The following is a 19,753-nucleotide window of genomic DNA, read 5'->3' as shown; positions in this document are numbered from 1 at the left end:
TGATGCCAGAAATATCATATTTTATGTATGAGGCCACCCGCGGCCGCCGGGGTCGTGGCCGGCTGTGACGATCGAGAGGGAGTGGACGACCATGCCGCTGCTGGACGGACGTATCGCGGTGATCACCGGTGGTGCTCAGGGGATCGGTTACGCGATCGCGGAACGATTCATCGCCGAAGGTGCCCGCGTGGTGATCGGCGATCTGAACCTCGACGCGACCGAAGCGGCCGTCGCCAAGCTCGGTGGCGCCGACGTGGCCAGGGCGGTGCGGTGCGACGTGACATCTGCCGCCGACGTGCAGGCGCTGATCGATGCGGCCGTCGAGTTCGGCGGCTTGGGCACCATCGATGTCATGGTCAACAACGCCGGTATCACCCGCGACGCCACCATGCGCAAGATGACCGAGGAGCAGTTCGACCAGGTCATCGCCGTCCACCTGAAAGGCTGTTGGAACGGCACCCGGCTGGCCGCCGGCGTCATGCGGGAGGCGAAAAGCGGTGCCATCATCAATATTTCGTCGATCTCGGGCAAGGTCGGCCTGGTCGGCCAGACCAATTACTCAGCCGCCAAGGCCGGCATCGTCGGCCTGACGAAGGCGGCCGCCAAGGAAGTCGCCCACCTCGGCGTGCGGATCAATGCTGTGCAGCCGGGTTTGATCCGGTCCGCGATGACCGAGGCCATGCCGCAACGGATCTGGGACCAGAAGTTGGCAGAGATCCCCATGGGACGGGCTGCTGAACCCAGTGAAGTGGCGTCGGTGGTCGCGTTCCTGGCATCGGACATGTCGTCGTACATGACGGGCTGCGTCCTGGAAATCACCGGGGGACGGCACATCTAGATGGCTGCGACCAGTCCTGTCATCTGCGCGCCGGTACGTACCCCCATCGGCCGCTACGGCGGCATGTTCAAGTCCCTGACCGCGGTCGAGCTCGGTGTCGTGGCGCTGCAGGGTTTGTTACAGCGCACCGGGATTCCGGTGGACGCGGTGCAGGACGTCATTCTCGGGCACTGCTACCCGTCCAGTGAAGCCCCGGCGATCGGCCGCGTGGTGGCGCTCGACGCCGGACTGCCCGTCACGGTGCCGGGCATGCAGGTCGATCGGCGCTGCGGGTCGGGCCTGCAGGCCGTGATCCAGGCCTGCATGCAGGTCGCCAGTGGCGCAAACGATCTCGTGATCGCCGGTGGTGCGGAGTCGATGAGCAACGTTGCCTTTCACTCCACCGACATGCGGTGGGGCGGCTCGCGGGGCGGCATCACGGTGCATGACGGACTGGCGCGTGGGCGGACCACTGCCGGTGGCAAGAACTACCCGGTGCCGGGCGGCATGCTCGAGACGGCGGAGAACCTGCGCCGGCAGTACGCGATCTCTCGCGTGGAGCAGGACGCGCTGGCCGTGCGGTCCCATCAGAAAGCCGTTGCGGCACAGTGCAATGGCGTGCTGGCCGACGAGATCATCCCGGTGACGGTGCCGTCGCGGACGGGTGACACCGTTGTCGATACCGACGAACATCCGCGGGCGGACACCACCGTCGAGGCGTTGGCGAAGCTCAAACCCGTTCTGGGTAAGAGTGATCCGGAGGCCACGGTGACGGCGGGCAACTCCAGCGGGCAGAACGATGCGGCCTCGATGTGTGTCGTGACCACCCCGGAGCGGGCGGCCGACCTCGGGTTGCAGCCGCTGGTGCGACTGGTGTCCTGGGGTGTGGCCGGGGTGCCGCCGAATGTGATGGGCCTCGGCCCGGTTCCGGCCACCGAGGTCGCCTTGGCCAAAGCCCGGCTGGCTCTTGCTGATATCGATCTGATCGAGCTCAACGAGGCTTTCGCGGCACAGGCGCTGGCGTGCACCCGGGAATGGAAGTTCACCGACGCCGACTGGGAGCGCACGAATGTGCGTGGGTCGGGTATCTCGCTCGGCCACCCCGTCGGCGCCACCGGCGGCCGGATGCTCGCGACCCTGGCACGCGAACTGCATTTGCGGGACGGTCGCTACGGACTGGAAACCATGTGCATCGGAGGCGGCCAGGGGTTGGCTGCCGTATTCGAACGGATCACACCATGACACGTCTGGCCCAGACCGCTGGTCTCACCGAAGTACAGCGCGAAATTATTGCCACGGTAAGGCAATTCGTCGACCGAGAGATCATTCCGGCGGCCCAGCAACTGGAGCACTCGGACTCCTACCCGCAGGCCATCGTCGATCAGATGAAAGACATGGGCTTGTTCGGCCTGATGATCCCGCAGGAGTACGGCGGGCTCGGTGAGTCGCTGCTGACATACGCCTTGTGCGTCGAAGAACTCGCGCGGGGGTGGATGAGCATCTCGGGAGTCATCAATACCCACTTCATCGTCGCCTACATGCTCCGTCAGCATGGCACCGACGAGCAGAAGCAGCGTTACCTGCCCCGCATGGCAACCGGTGAGGTGCGCGGCGCCTTCTCGATGTCCGAGCCGGAGCTCGGATCCGACGTCGCCGCGATCCGCACCAGGGGCGTGCGCATCGGCGGGCTGGGGGCACCTCCCGCTCGCGGGGGAGAGCGCAGCGACCGGGGAATCGGTGCAGCCGATGGTGACTATTTGATCACCGGCCAGAAGATGTGGTTGACCAACGGCGGCAGTTCGACTCTGGTGGCGGCGCTGGTGAAAACCGATGAGGGATCGGACAAACCGCACCGCAACCTGACAGCCTTCCTGGTCGAGAAGCCGACCGGTTTCGGTGAGGTCAAGCCCGGCCTGACCATCCCGGGCAAGATCGACAAACTGGGCTACAAGGGCATCGACACCACCGAGCTCGTCTTCGACGGGTACCGCGCAGGCGCCGACGACGTGCTCGGCGGCAAGCCCGGCGAGGGCTTCTTCCAGATGATGGACGGCATCGAGGTCGGACGGGTGAACGTATCCGCGCGGGCTTGCGGTGTCGGCATCCGGGCCTTCGAACTGGCGGTGCGCTATGCCCAGCAGCGGCAGACGTTCGGCAAGCCGATCGCCGACCACCAGGCCATCGCCTTCCAACTCGCCGAGATGGCCACCAAAGTCGAGGCAGCACATCTGATGATGGTCAACGCAGCCCGGCTCAAGGACTCGGGTGAGCGCAACGATGTCGCGGCCGGCATGGCGAAATACCTTGCCAGTGAGTTCTGTTCGGAAGTCACCCAGCAGAGTTTCCGGATCCACGGCGGCTACGGCTACTCCAAGGAGTACGAGATCGAACGCCTGATGCGGGACGCGCCGTTCTTGTTGATCGGTGAGGGCACCAGCGAAATCCAGAAGACAATCATCAGCAAGAACCTGCTCCATGAATACCGCATCTGAACCCGAATTCGCCGCGCCAGCACAGCTTTCCCATGACGTGGCGCGGTACGTGCGCCGGCGCATCTTCAATGGCACATATCCGGCGGGGGAGTACCTGCGGCTGGACCAGCTGGCCACCGAACTGGGTGTCAGCGTCACCCCGGTCCGGGAGGCGTTGTTGAACCTGCGGGCTGAGGGACTGCTGGTGCAGCATCCGCGGCGCGGCTTCATGGTGCTGGAGGTGACCGCGCGCGACGTGTCGGACGTGGCCATGGTGCAGGCCTTCGTCGGTGGGGAATTGGCGGCCCGCGCCGCGGCGAACATCACCGCCGACCAGGTCGTCGAACTGACCCGGATCCAGGACGCGCTGGAACAGGCCTACCAGCACACCGATGTCGACCGCATGGTGCGGCTCAACCACGAGTTCCACCGGCTGATCAACGTCATCGCCGATTCGCCCAAGCTGACCCAATTCATGTCAGGCATAACGCGTTACGCACCAGAGGCGGTGTTCCCGACGCTCGAGGGCTGGCCGGATCTGTCGATCCGGGACCACCGCCGGGTCATTGCCGCGCTACGAGCGGGCGACGGCGATGCGGCCCGAACGGCGATGGCTGAACACTTCGAGGTCGGAGTCCAGCCGCTCACCGAGCACCTCTCGGAACGCGGTGTGATCCGCGAGGGTTAAGCCGACGATCGCAGTTCGTCGGCTTCCTGCTCCAGGTGCGAGCGCCGCGACGTCTCACCCATGAATACGTAGACGAGCAGCGAGATCAGGGCGCAGCCCGCCACGTAGTAGAAGAACCACGACTCGTGCCCGATGTGCTTGAGCCACAGGGCGATGTATTCGGTGGAGCCGCCGAAGACTGCGACGGTGAGGGCGTACGGGAACCCCACGCCGAGCGCGCGGATGCGTGCCGGGAACAGCTCGGCCTTCACGACCGCGTTGATCGACGTGTAGCCGGACACGATGAGCAGGCCGAGCATCATCAACCCAAAAGCGGGCAGCGCGGTGTGGGTGTGCGCCACGGTCGAGAGCAGCGGGACGCTGAACAGCGTTGCGCAGATGCCGAATCCGATGAGCAGGGGTCGCCGGCCGATGCGGTCCGACAGTGCGCCGAACACCGGCTGCAGCAACACGAAGAGGACCAGGGCGATGAAGTTGATCCACGCCACCTCTTCCTTGGCCAGACCCGCGGTGTTGATCATGAACTTCTGCATGTACGTCGTGAATGTGTAGAACGCGATGGTGCCACCCAGGGTGAGGCCGACGACAGTCAGGCATTCGCGCGGGTAGGACAGCAGGACGCGCATGCTGCCCTGCTGTGCGGAATCACCTTCGGCGGCAGCATCTTCCGCTGCCAGCTTGTAGTTCTCTGATTCGTCCATGGTGCGCCGCAGCCACATCACGGTCACCGCGGCCACCGCGCCGATCACGAAGGCGATGCGCCACCCCCAGGAATGCATCTGGGTGGGGGTGAGGAAGCGCTGCAGGATGATCTGGACGCCGAGCGCCAGCAGTTGGCCGCTGGTGAGCGTGACGTACTGGAACGAGGAGTAGAAGCCGCGCCGGTGCGGGGTGGCGACCTCGCTCAAATACGTTGCGGATGTGCCGTACTCGCCGCCAAGCGACAGCCCCTGCAAGAGGCGGGCGACGACGAGCAGGATCGGCGCAAGGGTACCGATCTGTGCGTATCCCGGCAGCACCGCGATTCCGAGGGAGCCGAGACCCATCAGGGTCACCGACAGGGTGAGAGCCGCGCGGCGGCCGAACCGGTCGGCGTAGCGACCGAAGACCCAACCGCCGAGCGGCCGCACCAGAAAACCGACGGCGAAGACTCCGGCGGTGTTGAGCAGCTGTGCCGTCTGATTCCCGGACGGAAAGAACACGCTGGCGAAGTAGACGCTGAACGCGGCGTACGTGTACCAGTCGTACCACTCGATCAGGTTGCCCAGCGAACCACGAATCACGTTGCCGGCCACGGATCGTGCCGGTTTCGCCGCCTGCGCCTTGGTCTGTTCTTCGGCCGCAGCCGGTTGCTCTGGTGCCATGATGGGCGCCCCCGTTCTCGCCTTCGGTGCACCCATCATGCCCTGCGGACTTCGCGAAGTGCTCCAGATCAGCCCAGCGGGTCGAACCGGAAGACGGCGAGTCTGCCTGCCAGTGACTCGAATTCGTCGGGTGTGCCCGTTGTGACCATGCCGGAGCTCTTCGCGAACTTCACGCCGACGGGCACCTGCACGGGGAACTCACGCAGCACCGGCCGCGCTTCGTCGACCGTCAGCTCGGTGATCTTCACCGGCCGGGACTTACGCCCGCGTGTCAACGTACCGGTGCCGGCGGCACGGGCATTGAGGGCCCAGTGCGCGCCCGGATAGCCGGCCACGGCATACATCGCGCCGTGAACGACGAACGGTGTCATCGGGGTGCTGCGCGGCGTGCCGGTCTTGCGGCCGGGCACGGTCAGCACCATCGCGGGGCCGACCGGAATGCCGAGCTTCCCGACTGCCACAACGACCTTGTTCATCGGTTTGAGGTAGCGCGGCGGGCGTGGATCAGACATGGCTGTTCTCCAATCGCGGGGTGAAGGCCTCGCGATGGTGGCCCACCCACTCGGCGAACGTCTGCGCCGGGCGGCCGAGGATGCGCTCGACCTCGTCGCTCACCGGTGCTGGGCGGTCGACGGTTTCGGCCAGCAGCGCGGTGTAGGAGGTGCCGAACTCGGCGGGGAAGCCGATGGCGACGAACCGCTCACGGACCTGCTCGACCGGGATTTCGCGGTAGAACAGCTCGCGCCCCAGCACCTCGCCGATGACGGCCAGCAGCTCGGCGTTGGTGAGGGACTGCGGTCCCGTCAACGGAATCTTGCGGCCGTTCAGCTCGTCGGTCAGCAGTGCGTGCGCGGCGACGGCCGCGATGTCCGACTCGACGATCGGGGCGCTGGAGGCCGAGGCGAATGGGCCGGCCACGACATCGCCGGCCTGCAGTTGCCCGGCCCACATGCCGATGAAGTTGGTCGCGAACAACGCCGGCCGCAGACTCACCCACGGCAGCCCAGAGTCGACAGCGAGCTGTTCGGCCTCCTTGTTGCGGTCACCCCGCAGACGCGACGGCTGCCGGGTGAAGTCTTCGTCGACGTTCATCGCGGACAGCGCCACCAGTTTGGCTCCGGTATCGCGGGCTGCCTCGACCGTCCACGCCAGGTCCGGCCCGAGGGCGCGGGAGTTGAGAAACACCGCGCCCGCCCCGGCCAGGCCGTCGCGTACCGACGTGACGATCTGGACTCCGGGTGGCAAGTGCGGAGACGGGTTACGGGTGACGGCACGGACTTTCGCGCCTGCGGCGTGCAGCTGTTCGACGAGTGGGCGACCGACGTTGCCGGTGGCCCCAGTGATGAGAATGGTCATGAACCAAGGACGGAAGTCCGTCCCAGAAAGTTACGGTCCGCGGGATGAGGCAGTGCGGTAACTTTTCACCACCCTGGATCGTCTTTAACTGATGACAGAAACCACTGGATTTACTGCGGCTTGGCGCCACCACCACCCGTATCTGGTCAATCTCGCATACCAGATGCTCGGTGATGTCGGTGACGCCGAAGATGTTGCGCAGGAAGCGTTTCTGCGGCTGTCCCGCACGGCGCCCGGTGAGGTCGAAGATGTCCGTGCCTGGTTGACCACCGTGGCGGGCCGGTTGTGCCTCGACGTGGTGCGGTCGGCGCGGGCGCGACGGGAACAACCGACCGAGCAGGACGAGATGCCGTCACTGGCTTCCAGTGAGCCGGACCCCGCCGACCGGATCACGCTCGACGACGAGATCTCGGGCGCCTTGCTACGAGTGCTGCGGCAGCTGAGTCCCGGCGAGCGCGTGGCGTTCATCCTGCACGACGTGTTCCAGGTGCCGTTCGATTCGATCGCAGAGACCGTCGGCCGGCCCGTCGGCACCTGCCGCCAACTGGCCCGGAGGGCGCGGGCCAAGGTGGCGAGCACGGACCTGCGCGCCGACGATGTCGAGGTGGCCGAACATCAGCTCGTCACCGAGAAGTTCATCACCGCCTGCGCCGGCGGCGACGTGCAGGCATTGGCCGCGGTGCTGGACCCGACGGTCTGGGGCGTCGGTACGGTGCTGAGCGATCCGCCGATCCCGCCGATCGTCAACCACGGACGCCAGCGGGTCGCCGAGAACCTGATGCTGTACCTCGGCCCGGGCACGACCGTGGTAGCCGGTCCGCTCGGCCAGCCCGTCCTGCTGGCGTTCGCCCGCCGGCAGCTTTTCGCGGTGGTGGTCCTGACGATTCGCGATGGACTCGTCGCCAAGATCGAAGCGACGGCCGATCCGTTGGCCCGGTTCGGGGCGTGATCGTTCTCCGCGCGCTGGAGTACCTCCGGCTCACCCGCTGTCGTCGTACGCTGGCGACATGATCGAAAAGCTGGCAGACATGCCCGAAGGCGTGACCGGCATTCGCGTTTCGGGGCGACTGAGCGGTGACGACATCCGCGAGTTCGAGCCCGCCATGGACGACCTCGTCGTCGATGGCGAAATCCGGATCGTCGAGGTCATCGCGCCCGACTACGAGGGCTACGGGCCGGGCGGACTGGCCGAGGACTTGAAGGTCGGGTTCGGTGCGCTGTTCAAACACCACTCGGCGTTCAAACGCATCGCGGTGGTGTCCGACAAAGCCTGGGTGGCGCACACCTTGCACGCCGTCGCCTGGATGGTCCCGGGCGAGCTCCAGGTCTTCGGGAACGACGAACTTGACCGTGCCAAGGAGTGGGCTGCGGGCTGACGTTCCCCTGCGAGCAGGAGGTACCTCCAGCTCGCGGAATTCAGTCCTGGAGCGCCTGCTCCTTGGCCCAGCGATAGTCGGCCTTGCCTGCGGGGCTGCGCACGATGCTCGGCCGGAACACGATGGCCTTCGGCAGCTTGTAGCGCGCGATGGATTCCGCCGCGTGCTTGATGAGCTCGGTGGCAGCAACAGCGGCGCCTTCGGCGAGTGCCACGACCGCGACCACCTCATTGCCCCAGCGCTCGCTGGGTCGGCCGGCGACGACCACGTCGACCACGGCCGGATGCGAGGCGATGGCGGACTCGACCTCTTCGGCGAAGATCTTCTCGCCGCCGGAGTTGATGGTCACGGAGTCGCGGCCGAGCAGCTCGACGGTGCCGCCCTCCAACAATCGGGCGCGGTCGCCGGGCACGGCGTACCGGACACCGTCGATCACCGGGAACGTCTTGGCCGTCTTGGCCGCATCGCCCTTGTAGCCGAGCGGTACGTGGCCTTCCTGGGCCAGCCAGCCGTTGCCCTCGTGCCCGGGGGCCAGCAGCGCGGTGAAGTCCTCCGAGACGATCCGGGTGGCGGGCCCGGCGGTGAAGGTACCGCTGGATACGTTGGCCTTGGTCGATACGTGCGACATCTGCGCGCCGGTCTCGGATGCACCGACACCGTCGATCACCATGGCGTTCGGCAGTGCGGCGACCAGGCGGCCCTTCACGGCCGGGGTGAACAGTGCGCCGCCGTTGGCCACCACGACCAGCGAGGTCGGGTCGTGGCTGCCATCGGCCATGGCCTCCTCGATGGCGGTGACCAGAGGCCGGGCCATGGCATCCCCGACGACCGTCGCAATCGCGATCTTCTCGCGGGCGATGGTCTGGACGATCTCCTTGGCGTTGAAACCTTCGACGTCTTCGGCGAAGACGATGGTCTGGCCGTTGTTGATGCCGGTCATCACCGCCCACTGGGCGGCACCGTGCATGAGCGGCGGCAGGATCATCATGCGCATCTCGGCGGCAGCCGAGGCCCGGTCGACGATCTCCTGGGCGGACTCGGCTGGCTCGCCTGTCATCGCGTTACGTCCGCCGAACGAGGCCATGAAGATGTCGTGCTGGCGCCACAGCACACCCTTGGGCATACCCGTGGTGCCACCGGTGTACAGCACGTAGAGGTCGTCGGGCGACGGCGTCACCGGCGGCGGCGAGACGTCGGTGTTCACGATGGTCTCGTAGTCGACGGCGCCCGGCAGCAGCTCGTTGCCCGAGCTGTCGGCGATCTGGATCAGCACCTTGAGGTTCGGCAGGTCCGGCAGCACCTCGGCCAGGGTCGGCGCGAACGCGGCGTGGTAGATCAGGGCCGAGGCGCCGGCGTCGTGCAGCAGGTACTGCAGTTCGGCCTTGACGTACCGGTAGTTGACGTTGAACGGCGCCACGCGGGCCCGGAACGCGCCGAGCAGCGACTCGACGAACTCGGGACCGTTGTAGGCGTAGATGCCGACGAGGTCCTGGCCGACTTCATGGCCGGCCAGCTGGCCGCGCTCGGTGTGCACGCCCAGGCCCTGTGCGTGCAGGTAGGCGGCGAGGCGGTTGGCCCGGGCGACAACCTCGGCGTAGGTGAAGCGGCGGTCGCCCTGAATGATGAGGGTACGGTCCGGGATGGCTGCAGCGACGGCGTCGGTGACGTCGGAAACCGTGAACAGCACGTTTCTCCTAAGGCTGGCGGGGCAATAACTGGACATCTGTCCATACACTCATTTAGTACCACGGAGTGCGGGTCGTCTCCTGTGGTACCACCCCTGTGCGAAAACAACAGCCGTATGCGTCCACTGTGCGGACGGTGGGGTGGAGGATGGTCGGCCGGCTGCCTGATGATCGCCTACGTGGTCTCAGCAGCAGCGGCCCTGGGGATTGACGTCGGCGGCGCGGTGCCGGGCCTTCCAGTAGTCACGCTCGCTCACCGCAGGCTCACCGGCGTGGGTGCGACGGTGGTGTTCCAGGTACCGGGCGTAGTGGTTGTCGCCCATCAATGATGACCAGTACCAACTGATTTTTGCGACGATCCGGTGTACGTCGACCAGTAGTCGTCCCATTGCTTCTGCACCTCCTTCTCGGCGTCGGTGGGGAAGAGGCCGCGCGGGGCGAACCGCCGTGATGGCACCGATTCGTCGTCGGTCAGTGGCCGGCCGCCGCCGCGGATGGCTTGCACGGCAACGATGATGCCCATCAGGACGACGATGACCACCAGTACCGCGAAGACAACGGACAGCGTGCCCTGGATGAACGTGTTCCGGATGACGGCGTCGATCTGGTCGGGACTCTTGGCGGAGCCGAACGTGGTCTTGCCGGCGGCCTTGGCCGCCAGATACTGCGAATGCTGTTGCCAGTAGCCGATCTTGGGGTCGTGGGAGAAAATCTTCTGCCAGGACGCGGTGAGCGTCACGAGGGCGTCCCAAAACAGTGGCAGCCCCGGAATCCAGGCCCATTTCAGCAGGCCTTTCTTGATCACCACGACCGTGACGACCGTCAGCGCGATGGCGGCGAGCAATTGGTTGGCGATGCCGAACAACGGGAACAGGGTGTTGATGCCACCGAGGGGATCGGTGACGCCCATGAGCAGGATGCTGCCCCAACCCGCGACGACGAGCAGGCTGCAGGCCCATGCGCCGATGCGCCAGCTGGGATCGCGCAGCTTGCGCAGCGGTCCACCGAGATTGCCCAGGGCATCGGACAACATGAAGCGGGCGACCCGGGTGCCGGCGTCCACGGTGGTGAGGATGAACAGCGCCTCGAACATGATCGCGAAGTGGTACCAGAAGGCCTTCATACTGGAGCCTCCGAAGACCTGGTGCAGGACTTCGGACATACCCAGCGCCAGCGTGGGTGCGCCACCGGTGCGCGAAATCACCGAGTGCTCACCGACTTCCGTCGCGGCCGACGTGATCTGGCCGGGGGTGATCGGGGCTCCGGACAGGCCCAGCCCGTTGGCGTAGGCGGCCGCGGTCGAGGCACTGGTGCCCGTGGCCGTGGCCGGCGAGTTGATCACGAAGTACAGATGCTGGTTGAGGATCGCCGCCGTGATCAGCGCCATGATGGCGACGAACGACTCGGTCAGCATGCCGCCGTAGCCGATCAGCCGCGTCTGCCCTTCCTTCTCCAGGAGCTTCGGTGTGGTGCCCGACGAGATCAGGGAATGGAAGCCGGACAGCGCACCGCACGCGATGGTGATGAACAGGAACGGAAACAGCGCACCGGCGAACACCGGGCCGTCGCCCCGGGTGGCGAATTGGGATACCGCGGGAGCAGACATAGCGGGCTGCGCGACCACGATGCCGACCGCGAGCAGCGAGATGGTGCCGACCTTCATGAACGTCGACAGGTAGTCGCGCGGCGCGAGCAGGAACCACACGGGCAGCACCGAGGCGGCCAGTCCGTAGCCGATGATGCACCACGACAACGTCACCTTCGACAGCGTGAACCAGTCTGCGCCCCATGATGTTTCGGCGACCCAGCCGCCGGAGATCACCGCCAGCAGGAGCAGTGCGACGCCGAACAGGGACACCTCGGACACCCGCCCGGGCCGCAGGAACCGCAGGTACAGACCCATGAAGATGGCGATCGGAATGGTCATCGCGATGGAGAACACACCCCACGGACTCTCGGCCAGTGCGTTGACCACGACGAGCGCCAGCACCGCCAGCAGGATCACCATGATCACCAGTACGGCGACGATGGCGGCGACGCCGCCGATGGGCCCGAGTTCGTCACGCGCCATCTGACCGAGGGAGCGACCGCGGCGCCGCGTCGAGATGACCAGCACCAGGTAGTCCTGTACACAGCCGGCGACGACCGCGCCGACGATGATCCAGATGGTGCCGGGCAGGTAACCCATCTGCATGGCCAGCACCGGCCCGACCAGCGGCCCGGCGCCGGCGATGGCGGCGAAGTGATGACCGAACAGCACCCGGCGGTCGGTCGGCATGTAGTCGATGTCGTTCTCGAGAAACTCTGCCGGGGTGGCGTGATCGTCGCGCGGTTTGACGATCTTCATCTCGATCAGCCGCGCGTAGAACCGGTAGCCGATGACGTAGGTGCAGATGGCGGCGATGACGAACCACACCGCGTTGACGGTCTCGCCGCGGGCGAAGGCGATGACGGCCCACGCCACGGCGGCGAGGACTGCGATGACGCCGAAGATCACCCGATGCCGGGCAGTGATGGGCGAGCGGTCGATGATCGCGACCGGGGGTAGGTCGGGGTCGGTACGCACATAGGTGACATCCCCGACGGATTCGTCGGGGAGTGCGGTGGCTGGCGACATGCCCCACATCCTGTCATCCGGCGCCGCCGAATTGCGGGGTAACACTCAGCGTTCGTACAGCGACCTGACGGTGTCGATGGTATCGGCCTCCTCCGGCCGCTTGTCGTCGCGATAGTGCAGCACCCGAGCGAATCGCAGCGCCATCCTGCCGGGGTAACGGCTCGAACCCTGCACGCCGTCGAACGCGATCTCGACCACCTGCTCGGGCCGCAGCCGCACCACATATGCGTCCATCGGGCCGTCGGCCAGTTCGGTGAACCGCGCGGTCTGCCAGTCCAGCACCGCGTCGGTCATCCCTTTGAAGGTCTTGCCCAACATGACGTATCCGCCGGTATCCGGATCGCGGGCGCCAAGATGGATGTTCGACAGCTTGCCTGTGCGCCGGCCAGAACCCCACTCGACGGCCAGCACCACCAGATCGAGGGTATGCACCGGCTTGACCTTCAGCCAGCCGGCGCCGCGCCGGCCCGCCTCGTAGGGCGACGCGGGGTGCTTGGCCATCACGCCTTCGTGACCGGCGGCAAGCGTCTGCTCGAGGAACTGTTGGGCGACAACCGAATCGGAGGTGACGCAGCGGCGTACCCGGAGCGGCTCGGGAACGACCTCCTCGAGTGCGTTCCGGCGCTGGGTTGCCGACTGATCCAGCAGGTCGGTGCCGTCGCGGTGCAGGATGTCGAAGAAGAACACCGAAAGCGGTTGCGCCCCGTCATCAGTGCGTTTGCCGATCCGGGAGGACGTGATCTGGAACCGGTGCGGACGACCGTCGGCCCGTAGGGCGAGGGCTTCGGCATCCGCGATCAGGTCGGTGACGGGCAGGGCCAGCACCGCGTTCACCACGTCGGGCACCCGGGCCGTGATGTCGTCCAGGCTGCGGGTGAAGACCGACACCTCGGAGCCGGCCCGGTGAATCTGCAGTCGAACCCCGTCGAGCTTCGTCTCGAATATTGCCGCGCCACCCAGCTTTTCGAGTGCGTCGCCGACTCCGGTGGCCGTCTGCGCGAGCATCGGGCTCACCGGCCTGCCGACGGTCAGGGTGAAGCGCTGCAGGCTGTCGGCGCCATCGGACATCGCGGCGGCTGCCACTGTGGCCAGGTCGCCGCTGAGCATCGCGGCGCGCCGCACGTCCGCGGCCGCGATGCCCGCAGCCTTGGCCACGGCGTCGGCCATCACCCCGGCCAACGCGCCTTGCCGGAGCCCGCCGCTGAGCAGTCCGCGCAGGAACGTCTGCTCGGCCGCGGTGGCTGCCCCGAACAGGCCGTGGAGCAGTTCGGTGCGGGTGGCAGTTGAACCTCTGCCGGCGACGGCCTTGATGGCCGACAGCGCGGCGTCGACCTCGATGACACTCAGTGCCGAGCTGTCGGCCGGCGGCGGCAGCGAACGCAGCGCCGCCCAGCCGACCCCGATCTGCCGCTGCGGCAACTCACCGGACAGCCAGTCGACGACGACGGCGACAGTGGCCGGATCACCGGCTGCCGCGCCGAGCAGCGCCGCGATGCGGCTGATCTTCGCCGACCGGGCAGACACCGCTCCGACGTCTGCTGAGGCCACGGCGACGTCGGTGAGAAGCACGAATCCAGCTTGGCACGGGGGACCGACAATCTTCAGCCGGCGCTGAGTAATCCATCCAAGACCGCGGCTTCGGCCTGGATCTGCTCGGCGCGGTCGTCGTGGCCGCCCGAGCGCAGTTGTGCCGCCGCAGTGCGCCGTTCGTCGGCCTCGGCCCCGATCAACGCCCGGATCTGGTCGTCGGTCAAGCGTCGGCGGTCGACCTCGGCCGCACCGAGACCGTGTGCGCTGTCGGCGATGGCTCCGGCCCGGGGCACCGGCACGTCCGGGGTCTCCGCGTTGTCGATGGCGCTGAGCGCACTGCGGATCGCCGCGGTCGAAATGACGTCCTTCGACTTGCGTGCCGCGGTCAGTCGGACCCGGAGGTCGGTGCGCCACTGTTGGGCGGGTTCGGTCATCCGGTCACCGTAGTGAGGCGGATCTGGCTCGCCAACCGAATATTTCGGACTCATACGACGGTGAAGGACACCGAGTGCCAGCCGGTCGCCCCATCGGGGACGGCGCCGGCGACGTCGGCCGTCTGAACCGCGCCGGTGCCGTCGGTGGCCCGGACGGTGATGGTGTGGCGCCCGGGTTCGGTGGCCTGCCAGGTGTAGCTCCACAACCGCCAGGTGTCGTTCGAATACGCGGCGCCCAGTGTCGCGGGCCGCCACGGGCCGTCGTCGATCCGGACTTCCACCGCTTTGACCCCTCGGTGCTGTGCCCAGGCGACGCCACCGAAAGTCGCAGTACCCGTCGGCACGCCGGCTCCGGCGCGGGGCACGTCGATGCGTGATTCGGTCTTGATCGGGCCGTGGGCCGACCAACCCAACTTCGTCCAATAGGCCTGGGCCCGATCGAATCTGGTGAGTTCGAGGTCGACGAGCCATTTGGTCGCGGACACGTAGCCGTACAACCCGGGCACCACCAGCCGCGCCGGGTAACCGTGCTCGGTGGGCAGCGGATCGCCGTTCATGGCGACAGCAAGCAAGGCATCGCGGTTGTCGGTCAGTGCCTCGACGGGGGTGCCCGCGGTGAAGCCGTCCACGGACGTGGACAACACCATGTCGGCATCAGTGTGCACGCCGGCCCGTGCCAGCAGGTCGCGCACGCGATAGCCGGTCCAGGTGGCGTTCGATATCAGGTTGCCGCCCACGGGGTTTGACACGCAGGTCAGCGTGACCACTTTGTCGACCGCCTCGAACTGGGCCAGCTCATCGAACCGGAAGGTCACCTCGCGGTCGACCATGCCGTGGATCCGCAGCCGCCAATCCTGCCGCTGCACCTGGGGGACGGACAGCGCCGTGTCGATCCGGTAGAAGTCGGCCGCCGGAGTGATGAACGGCGGCAGGTCCACTCCAGCGGGTTGCACATCCGGCGGTATCGGCGGGCCGGGGACCTTGGGGGCCGGCGGGGTATAGGCACTGCGGTCGCCCGAGACCGACGCCGCCGCGCGGCCCAGCACCACCCCGATGACGCCGGCCAGCGTGCCGGCGGCCAGGAAGCCCAGTGTCGCCAGCGATCGGCGCCGGCCGGGATCGGCCGCGGCATCGGTGTCCGGGCTGGTGGCCGGCGTCGAGGGATCGAGACGCTCAGAGACCAGCAGCCGCAGTACCGCGATGCCCGCCGCCGCGCCGACGAGCGACGGGACGATGTCGATGGGGCGGGCGCCGGTGCGGGACATCACCGCGACGCTGCCCAGCACCCCGGCCAGCCCGAGGGCGACGCTGCCGACCTTCCGATCCTCGAATTGTGCTGTCGCCATGGCGATCACCGCGATGGCCACGAGTACCGCGACGGTCAGGAACAGCTTGTCGTTGGTGGCGAAGGTCTGGATGGCCCACTCTTTGACCGGTCCCGGGGTGAGGTCGATGATCACAGACCCGACCGCGGTGCGGGAATCGGCGTGCGGCCCGAACGGAACCGCCAGGAGCGCAGCCACGCCGAGCGCGACGGCTGCGGCCGCCAGGCCGGCGAGCGATCGGTTCGGGTCCAGTCGAAGTGCCACACCGCCACAGTACGGGCGCATCAGTGGGCAAGCCCGAATGAGAACGGATCGTAAGAATTACCTGCCCGATTGACCGATTCCGGGCCAGAATCACTGCATCATGCAGCCGACCCTGACCGACCGTGACCGAGACATCGTCCAGAACTGGATCCGCGCCGAGGGATTGGGTGAGCACCTCACCGACGTCGAGCCGCTGACCGGCGGTACCCAGAACATCGTGGTGCGGTTGCACATCGACGGCCGGCCGGTGGTGCTGCGCCGACCGCCGCTGCATCCACGGCCGACCAGCGACAAGACCATGCAGCGCGAGATCGCCGTGCTGCGGACCGTGGCCGGAACCTCGGTGCCACATCCCGCGTTCATCGCCGGCTGCGAGGACCCGTCGGTACTCGGCGTCGTTTTCTACCTGATGGCCGAGGTCGACGGCTTCAATCCGGGCGAGGAGTTGTCGCCCGCGTACGCCACCGACGCCACACTGCGGCATGACGTGGGAGTGTCGTACGCGGCGAGCCTGGCGCAGCTGGGCAACGTGGCCTGGGAAGGCAGCCCGCTGGCGGCCATCCGCAAGCCGGGATCATTTGTGGCGCGACAGGTTCCGCAGTTCGCCGGACTGCTGCAGAGCTATCGGCATGACAATTACGACCCTGAATCGCTGGACGGGGTAGCGGAACTGGCGACCTGGCTGACCGACAACCGGCCACCTGATGGCGAGCCCGGGATCATGCACGGCGACTGCCACCTGAACAACGTGATACTGCGCCATGACCGGCCGGAACTGGCGGCATTCGTCGACTGGGAGATGTGCACCGTCGGCGACCCGCTGCTGGACCTGGGCTGGATGCTGGTGTGCTGGCCGACGGCGCCCAATGCCATCGTGGTCGGCGCCGCGCTGGCCGAGGCCGGGGGCCTCGCGGGACGGGACGAACTGCTGGATGCCTATCTGGCCGCAGGTGGTCGGCGCACCGAGCATCTGGATTGGTACATCGCGATGGCCTGCTTCAAATTGGGCATCGTCATCGAGGGCACCTGGTCTCGGTTCCTGGCAGGATTGGCCGACCGCGAGGCGGGGGAGAAGCTGCATGCCTCTGCCACCGAGCTGATCCACCTCGGTGTGCGGGTTGCCAAGGGCGACAACCCGTTCGTCTATCGGTAGGTATCCCAGCCCAGCTTGACGGCCAACGCCAGACCGGCCACCGCGATGGTCACGCGCAGCGGCGTCGCCGGTGTGCGCCGCACCACGACCGGCCCCAGCCGGGAGCCCACCAGGCACCCGATGCCCAGTGGCAGTACGGCAATCCAGTTCACCGGCGCGAGCGCGATGAATCCCACGGCGGCAACACCATTGGCCGCACCGAGGATGACGTTCTTCGCGGCGTTCGCGTGGGCCATCGACTCGCTGCCGCTGTGCAGCATCAGGGCGAGCAGCACCACGCCGGCGGCGGCGCCGAAATAACCGCCGTACAAACAGATCACGAAGATCGCGGCGGCGATCAGCAGTTCCCGTCCCCGGCCGGGTTCGGTATCGGCGCCCGGCCGTTGGGGGATCGCGATGGTGACGGACGACAGCCCGAGCAGTAGCGGAACCACCACCTCGAAGCCCTCCGCAGGAAGGGCCAGCAGCAGTGCGGCTCCCGCCGCCCCGCCGAGCGCGGCGACCGGCAGGACGCGACGCAGCCAGGGACCCATGCCGTCGAGCTCGGGGAGCGAGCCCCACACCGACCCGATGGTGTTGAAGGTGAGCGCGACGGTGTTGGTCACGTTCGCCGCCACCGGCGGCAGCCCGACCATCAGCAGCGCCGGGTAGGTCGCGACGGAAGCCAGACCCGCGATGCTTCCGGTGAGGCCGCCCGCGATACCGGCGGCGAGCAGAAGTAGTGCGTGCTGCCAGCTCATCGCGGCACACCCTACAACCTCGCGATTTGTGCACGAGAATCCGCGGTGAGCGCGGAAAATCGTGCACGAATCGCGAAATTAACTGTCGTCCGATAGAAACATCTGCATGTCCTCCGCTGATTTTGGCGTAGACGCCGTCCTCGCCGCGATCCACGCGGCGGACGGCGAGGGCGCGCTGCGGTCGGGCATCGAGCAGGGCCTGCAGGCGGTGCGGGCCGCGGCGCGCGCGTCCACGCCGGCTGTTGATGTCGCCGCCTCGTGGTCGCACATGCTGCGATCCGGTGTGGCAGCGGCCGTGCGGCTGACGTCCACGAACTTGCCGTGGTCGTGGTTCGTCTCCGGCAGTGTCGCGCGGGGTGAGGCGGTGTCCGGATCCGACGTCGAGACGCTGGTCATGATCGAGGACGATGCAGACCAAGACGAGGCGTTGACGGCGGCGGCCGCGGTGCATGCCGTGCTGGAACGGAGCGGGGTGCGCGCCGACGCCAATGGCGTACTGGCCAGCCGGCCCAGGTTCTGCCGATCGGCGAATGCCTGGTCCGACGGCATCACGCACTGGACATCCGATCCGCGGGCGGACCGTGGCGTGGTGATGACCGGTGTGTTGGCCGACTCCCGCGCCGTCCATCTGGCCGACTCGACCTTGGCCGAGGATTTACTGCGCGCCCAGGTGGTGCGCGCCGCCGGCCATCACTATCCGGCCCGCCAGTATCTGCTGCAGGACGCCACAATGTTGCGCGCAACGTTTCCCTCCCGGCTGCGCATGCTGACCAACCAATCCGACACCGTCGACCTCAAACTGGCGGCGATCGATCCAATCGTGAAGATCGCGCGATGGGCGGCGCTGTCGGCCGGCGCCACCGGCCTGTCCACGCCGAGCCGGCTCGACGCCGCCGGTGCCGCGAATGTACTGGATGCCGATGATGTTTCGAGCCTGCGAGAGTGTTTCACCGTGCTGCTGAGATTTCGGTGGACGTCGCGTGCGGGCACCGATCAGGTGGTCTTGTCGGAGTTGCCACCGCAAGAGCGAGCCATGCTGCGTAGCGTGGCCCGCGAGGTGGCCGGCATCAGCCGCAAACTGGCGTTCCTCGCCTCGACATCGGCGTTCCGCTGATGACCGAGACCACCGCGGCCGTGATCGCCGCACACCACGCGGTGCAGCAGACGCTCGCCGCTCAGCGCATCGAAGGCTGGGAGCCCGAGCCCGCCCACATCGTCGAGCTGGGTGCCCTCGCTTCCGGAGCGTTGGCGTTCGGTGACTATCTCGCGTGCTGTCGCGAGCGGTACCCGGCGGCGCCGGCGCGTCGCCGATTCCTCCGGCGCCGAGCGCCGTACCTGATCCCCGGAACATCGGTGCTGCGCAACAACTTCGGGATCCAGAACGGACCTGATCTGGCGGCCGCGGAATATGAGGTGACGGCGGGCCGCATGGTGCTGTGGCACGTTCGGCAGTGCGCGCCAGAGACGAGCCTCGACGTTCGCGCACTGCACGGGGAGCTCTTCGGTGACGTGTACCCGTGGGCAGGAAAGCTGCGTACCGTCGACCTTCGCCGCGGGGGCTCCGCCTTCACCTGGCAGGTGGACGTCGCCGGGGGAATCGGCGAAATCGAGCTTGCCGCAACGGTATTGGCGGACGTTGGAGCTGGATACGACAACGCGAGGCTGGCGTGGGAACTGTCCCGGCTGTACGCCCGGTATAACCAGATTCACCCGTTCCGGGAAGGCAACGGGCGCACCGGGATGCTGCTGCTGCACGCGCTCGCCGGCCGGTGCGGGCGGCAACTGGACTTCACCCACGTCACCCGTGCCGCCTGGTATTCGGCTTCCCGGGACAGCATGCCGCTGCATCGCGATGGACACCCCAGTCACCGGCCGTTCCTGTGGCTGCTGAACCGTGCGGTGAAATCGCCTTGACCCGAGACGGGATCGCGGA

Annotated in this window: 19 protein-coding genes; 9 read left to right on the top strand and 10 right to left on the bottom strand. The window is 67.2% G+C overall.

Annotated elements, in window-relative coordinates; all coding sequences use genetic code 11:
* The first annotated feature begins 91 nt into the window (after positions 1 to 91).
* The 4 genes from fabG to ACX12F_RS18105 are packed head-to-tail and all read left to right on the top strand — an operon-like array spanning position 92 to position 3,976.
* On the top strand, positions 92 to 838 hold the full coding sequence (gene fabG / locus ACX12F_RS18120; protein ID WP_459370413.1) for a 3-oxoacyl-ACP reductase FabG: 747 nt from the start codon (positions 92 to 94) through the stop codon (positions 836 to 838).
* A complete protein-coding gene (locus ACX12F_RS18115; RefSeq protein WP_459365885.1) occupies positions 839 to 2,059 on the top strand; it encodes an acetyl-CoA C-acetyltransferase in 1,221 nt (406 codons plus the stop codon).
* Positions 2,056 to 3,309, top strand: a complete 1,254-nt coding sequence (locus tag ACX12F_RS18110) for an acyl-CoA dehydrogenase family protein (protein ID WP_459365884.1) — start codon at positions 2,056 to 2,058, stop codon at positions 3,307 to 3,309. The genes ACX12F_RS18115 and ACX12F_RS18110 overlap by 4 nt, the downstream gene beginning before the upstream one ends.
* Positions 3,293 to 3,976: a GntR family transcriptional regulator gene (locus ACX12F_RS18105; RefSeq protein WP_459365883.1), complete on the top strand. Its 684-nt coding sequence runs from the start codon at positions 3,293 to 3,295 to the stop codon at positions 3,974 to 3,976. Before ACX12F_RS18110 ends, ACX12F_RS18105 begins: the two co-directional genes overlap by 17 nt.
* Here the strand turns inward: ACX12F_RS18105 and ACX12F_RS18100 are convergent.
* The 3 genes from ACX12F_RS18100 to ACX12F_RS18090 all read right to left on the bottom strand — a co-directional run bounded on the left by ACX12F_RS18100 (position 3,973) and on the right by ACX12F_RS18090 (position 6,696).
* Positions 3,973 to 5,340, bottom strand: a complete 1,368-nt coding sequence (locus ACX12F_RS18100) for an MFS transporter (RefSeq protein WP_459365882.1) — start codon at positions 5,338 to 5,340, stop codon at positions 3,973 to 3,975. The two genes, ACX12F_RS18105 and ACX12F_RS18100, sit on opposite strands and share 4 nt — an antisense overlap.
* A 68-nt stretch (positions 5,341 to 5,408) precedes the next feature.
* Entirely contained in the window at positions 5,409 to 5,852 is a 444-nt protein-coding gene (locus ACX12F_RS18095; RefSeq protein WP_459365881.1) for a nitroreductase/quinone reductase family protein, read from the bottom strand.
* Complete coding sequence (locus tag ACX12F_RS18090; RefSeq protein ID WP_459365880.1) at positions 5,845 to 6,696, bottom strand: NmrA family NAD(P)-binding protein; 852 nt, start codon at positions 6,694 to 6,696, stop codon at positions 5,845 to 5,847. Before ACX12F_RS18090 ends, ACX12F_RS18095 begins: the two co-directional genes overlap by 8 nt.
* 91 nt (positions 6,697 to 6,787) lie before the next feature.
* Here ACX12F_RS18090 and sigI point away from each other — a divergent pair, with 91 nt between their 5' ends.
* Positions 6,788 to 7,645, top strand: coding sequence for an RNA polymerase sigma factor SigI (sigI, locus tag ACX12F_RS18085; protein WP_459365879.1), 858 nt, complete (start codon positions 6,788 to 6,790; stop codon positions 7,643 to 7,645).
* A gap of 58 nt (positions 7,646 to 7,703) precedes the next feature.
* Positions 7,704 to 8,072, top strand: coding sequence for a SpoIIAA family protein (locus tag ACX12F_RS18080; RefSeq protein ID WP_459365878.1), 369 nt, complete (start codon positions 7,704 to 7,706; stop codon positions 8,070 to 8,072).
* A 40-nt stretch (positions 8,073 to 8,112) separates the two neighbouring features.
* Here the strand turns inward: ACX12F_RS18080 and ACX12F_RS18075 are convergent, their stop codons facing one another.
* From ACX12F_RS18075 to ACX12F_RS18050, 6 genes are all read right to left on the bottom strand, one after another.
* Complete coding sequence (locus tag ACX12F_RS18075; RefSeq protein ID WP_459365877.1) at positions 8,113 to 9,795, bottom strand: medium-chain acyl-CoA ligase Mig; 1,683 nt, start codon at positions 9,793 to 9,795, stop codon at positions 8,113 to 8,115.
* A 147-nt stretch (positions 9,796 to 9,942) separates the two neighbouring features.
* The gene (locus tag ACX12F_RS18070; protein ID WP_459365876.1) at positions 9,943 to 10,080 is read right to left on the bottom strand and encodes a CstA-like transporter-associated (seleno)protein; all 138 of its coding nucleotides are present in this window, start codon (positions 10,078 to 10,080) and stop codon (positions 9,943 to 9,945) included.
* Positions 10,080 to 12,374, bottom strand: coding sequence for a carbon starvation CstA family protein (locus ACX12F_RS18065; RefSeq protein ID WP_459365875.1), 2,295 nt, complete (start codon positions 12,372 to 12,374; stop codon positions 10,080 to 10,082). Before ACX12F_RS18065 ends, ACX12F_RS18070 begins: the two co-directional genes overlap by 1 nt.
* Before the next feature lie 45 nt (positions 12,375 to 12,419).
* Positions 12,420 to 13,943 (bottom strand): ATP-dependent DNA ligase, encoded by a 1,524-nt coding sequence (locus ACX12F_RS18060; protein ID WP_459365874.1) that lies wholly within the window; start codon positions 13,941 to 13,943, stop codon positions 12,420 to 12,422.
* 32 nt (positions 13,944 to 13,975) lie between these two features.
* Positions 13,976 to 14,338, bottom strand: coding sequence for a GatB/YqeY domain-containing protein (locus tag ACX12F_RS18055; protein WP_459365873.1), 363 nt, complete (start codon positions 14,336 to 14,338; stop codon positions 13,976 to 13,978).
* A gap of 50 nt (positions 14,339 to 14,388) precedes the next feature.
* Positions 14,389 to 15,927: a molybdopterin-dependent oxidoreductase gene (locus ACX12F_RS18050; RefSeq protein WP_459365872.1), complete on the bottom strand. Its 1,539-nt coding sequence runs from the start codon at positions 15,925 to 15,927 to the stop codon at positions 14,389 to 14,391.
* 100 nt (positions 15,928 to 16,027) lie between these two features.
* On the opposite strand from ACX12F_RS18050, the gene ACX12F_RS18045 reads away from it, so the two are divergent.
* The gene (locus ACX12F_RS18045) at positions 16,028 to 17,080 is read left to right on the top strand and encodes a phosphotransferase family protein (protein WP_459365871.1); all 1,053 of its coding nucleotides are present in this window, start codon (positions 16,028 to 16,030) and stop codon (positions 17,078 to 17,080) included.
* On the opposite strand, the gene ACX12F_RS18040 is transcribed toward ACX12F_RS18045, so the two are convergent.
* Complete coding sequence (locus tag ACX12F_RS18040; RefSeq protein ID WP_459365870.1) at positions 17,071 to 17,820, bottom strand: sulfite exporter TauE/SafE family protein; 750 nt, start codon at positions 17,818 to 17,820, stop codon at positions 17,071 to 17,073. The genes ACX12F_RS18045 and ACX12F_RS18040 overlap by 10 nt on opposite strands.
* Before the next feature lie 106 nt (positions 17,821 to 17,926).
* On the opposite strand from ACX12F_RS18040, the gene ACX12F_RS18035 reads away from it, so the two are divergent.
* Together ACX12F_RS18035 and ACX12F_RS18030 are read left to right on the top strand one after the other, a co-directional pair.
* Positions 17,927 to 18,934 (top strand): putative nucleotidyltransferase substrate binding domain-containing protein, encoded by a 1,008-nt coding sequence (locus tag ACX12F_RS18035; RefSeq protein WP_459365869.1) that lies wholly within the window; start codon positions 17,927 to 17,929, stop codon positions 18,932 to 18,934.
* Positions 18,934 to 19,734 (top strand): Fic/DOC family protein, encoded by an 801-nt coding sequence (locus ACX12F_RS18030; protein WP_459365868.1) that lies wholly within the window; start codon positions 18,934 to 18,936, stop codon positions 19,732 to 19,734. The genes ACX12F_RS18035 and ACX12F_RS18030 overlap by 1 nt, the downstream gene beginning before the upstream one ends.
* The last annotated feature ends 19 nt before the right edge of the window (positions 19,735 to 19,753 follow it).

It is taken from the genome of Mycolicibacterium sp. HS_4_1 (assembly GCF_054515875.1).
Note: the sequence above shows the minus strand (reverse complement) of the source record. Positions and strands in the feature narration are given on the sequence as shown.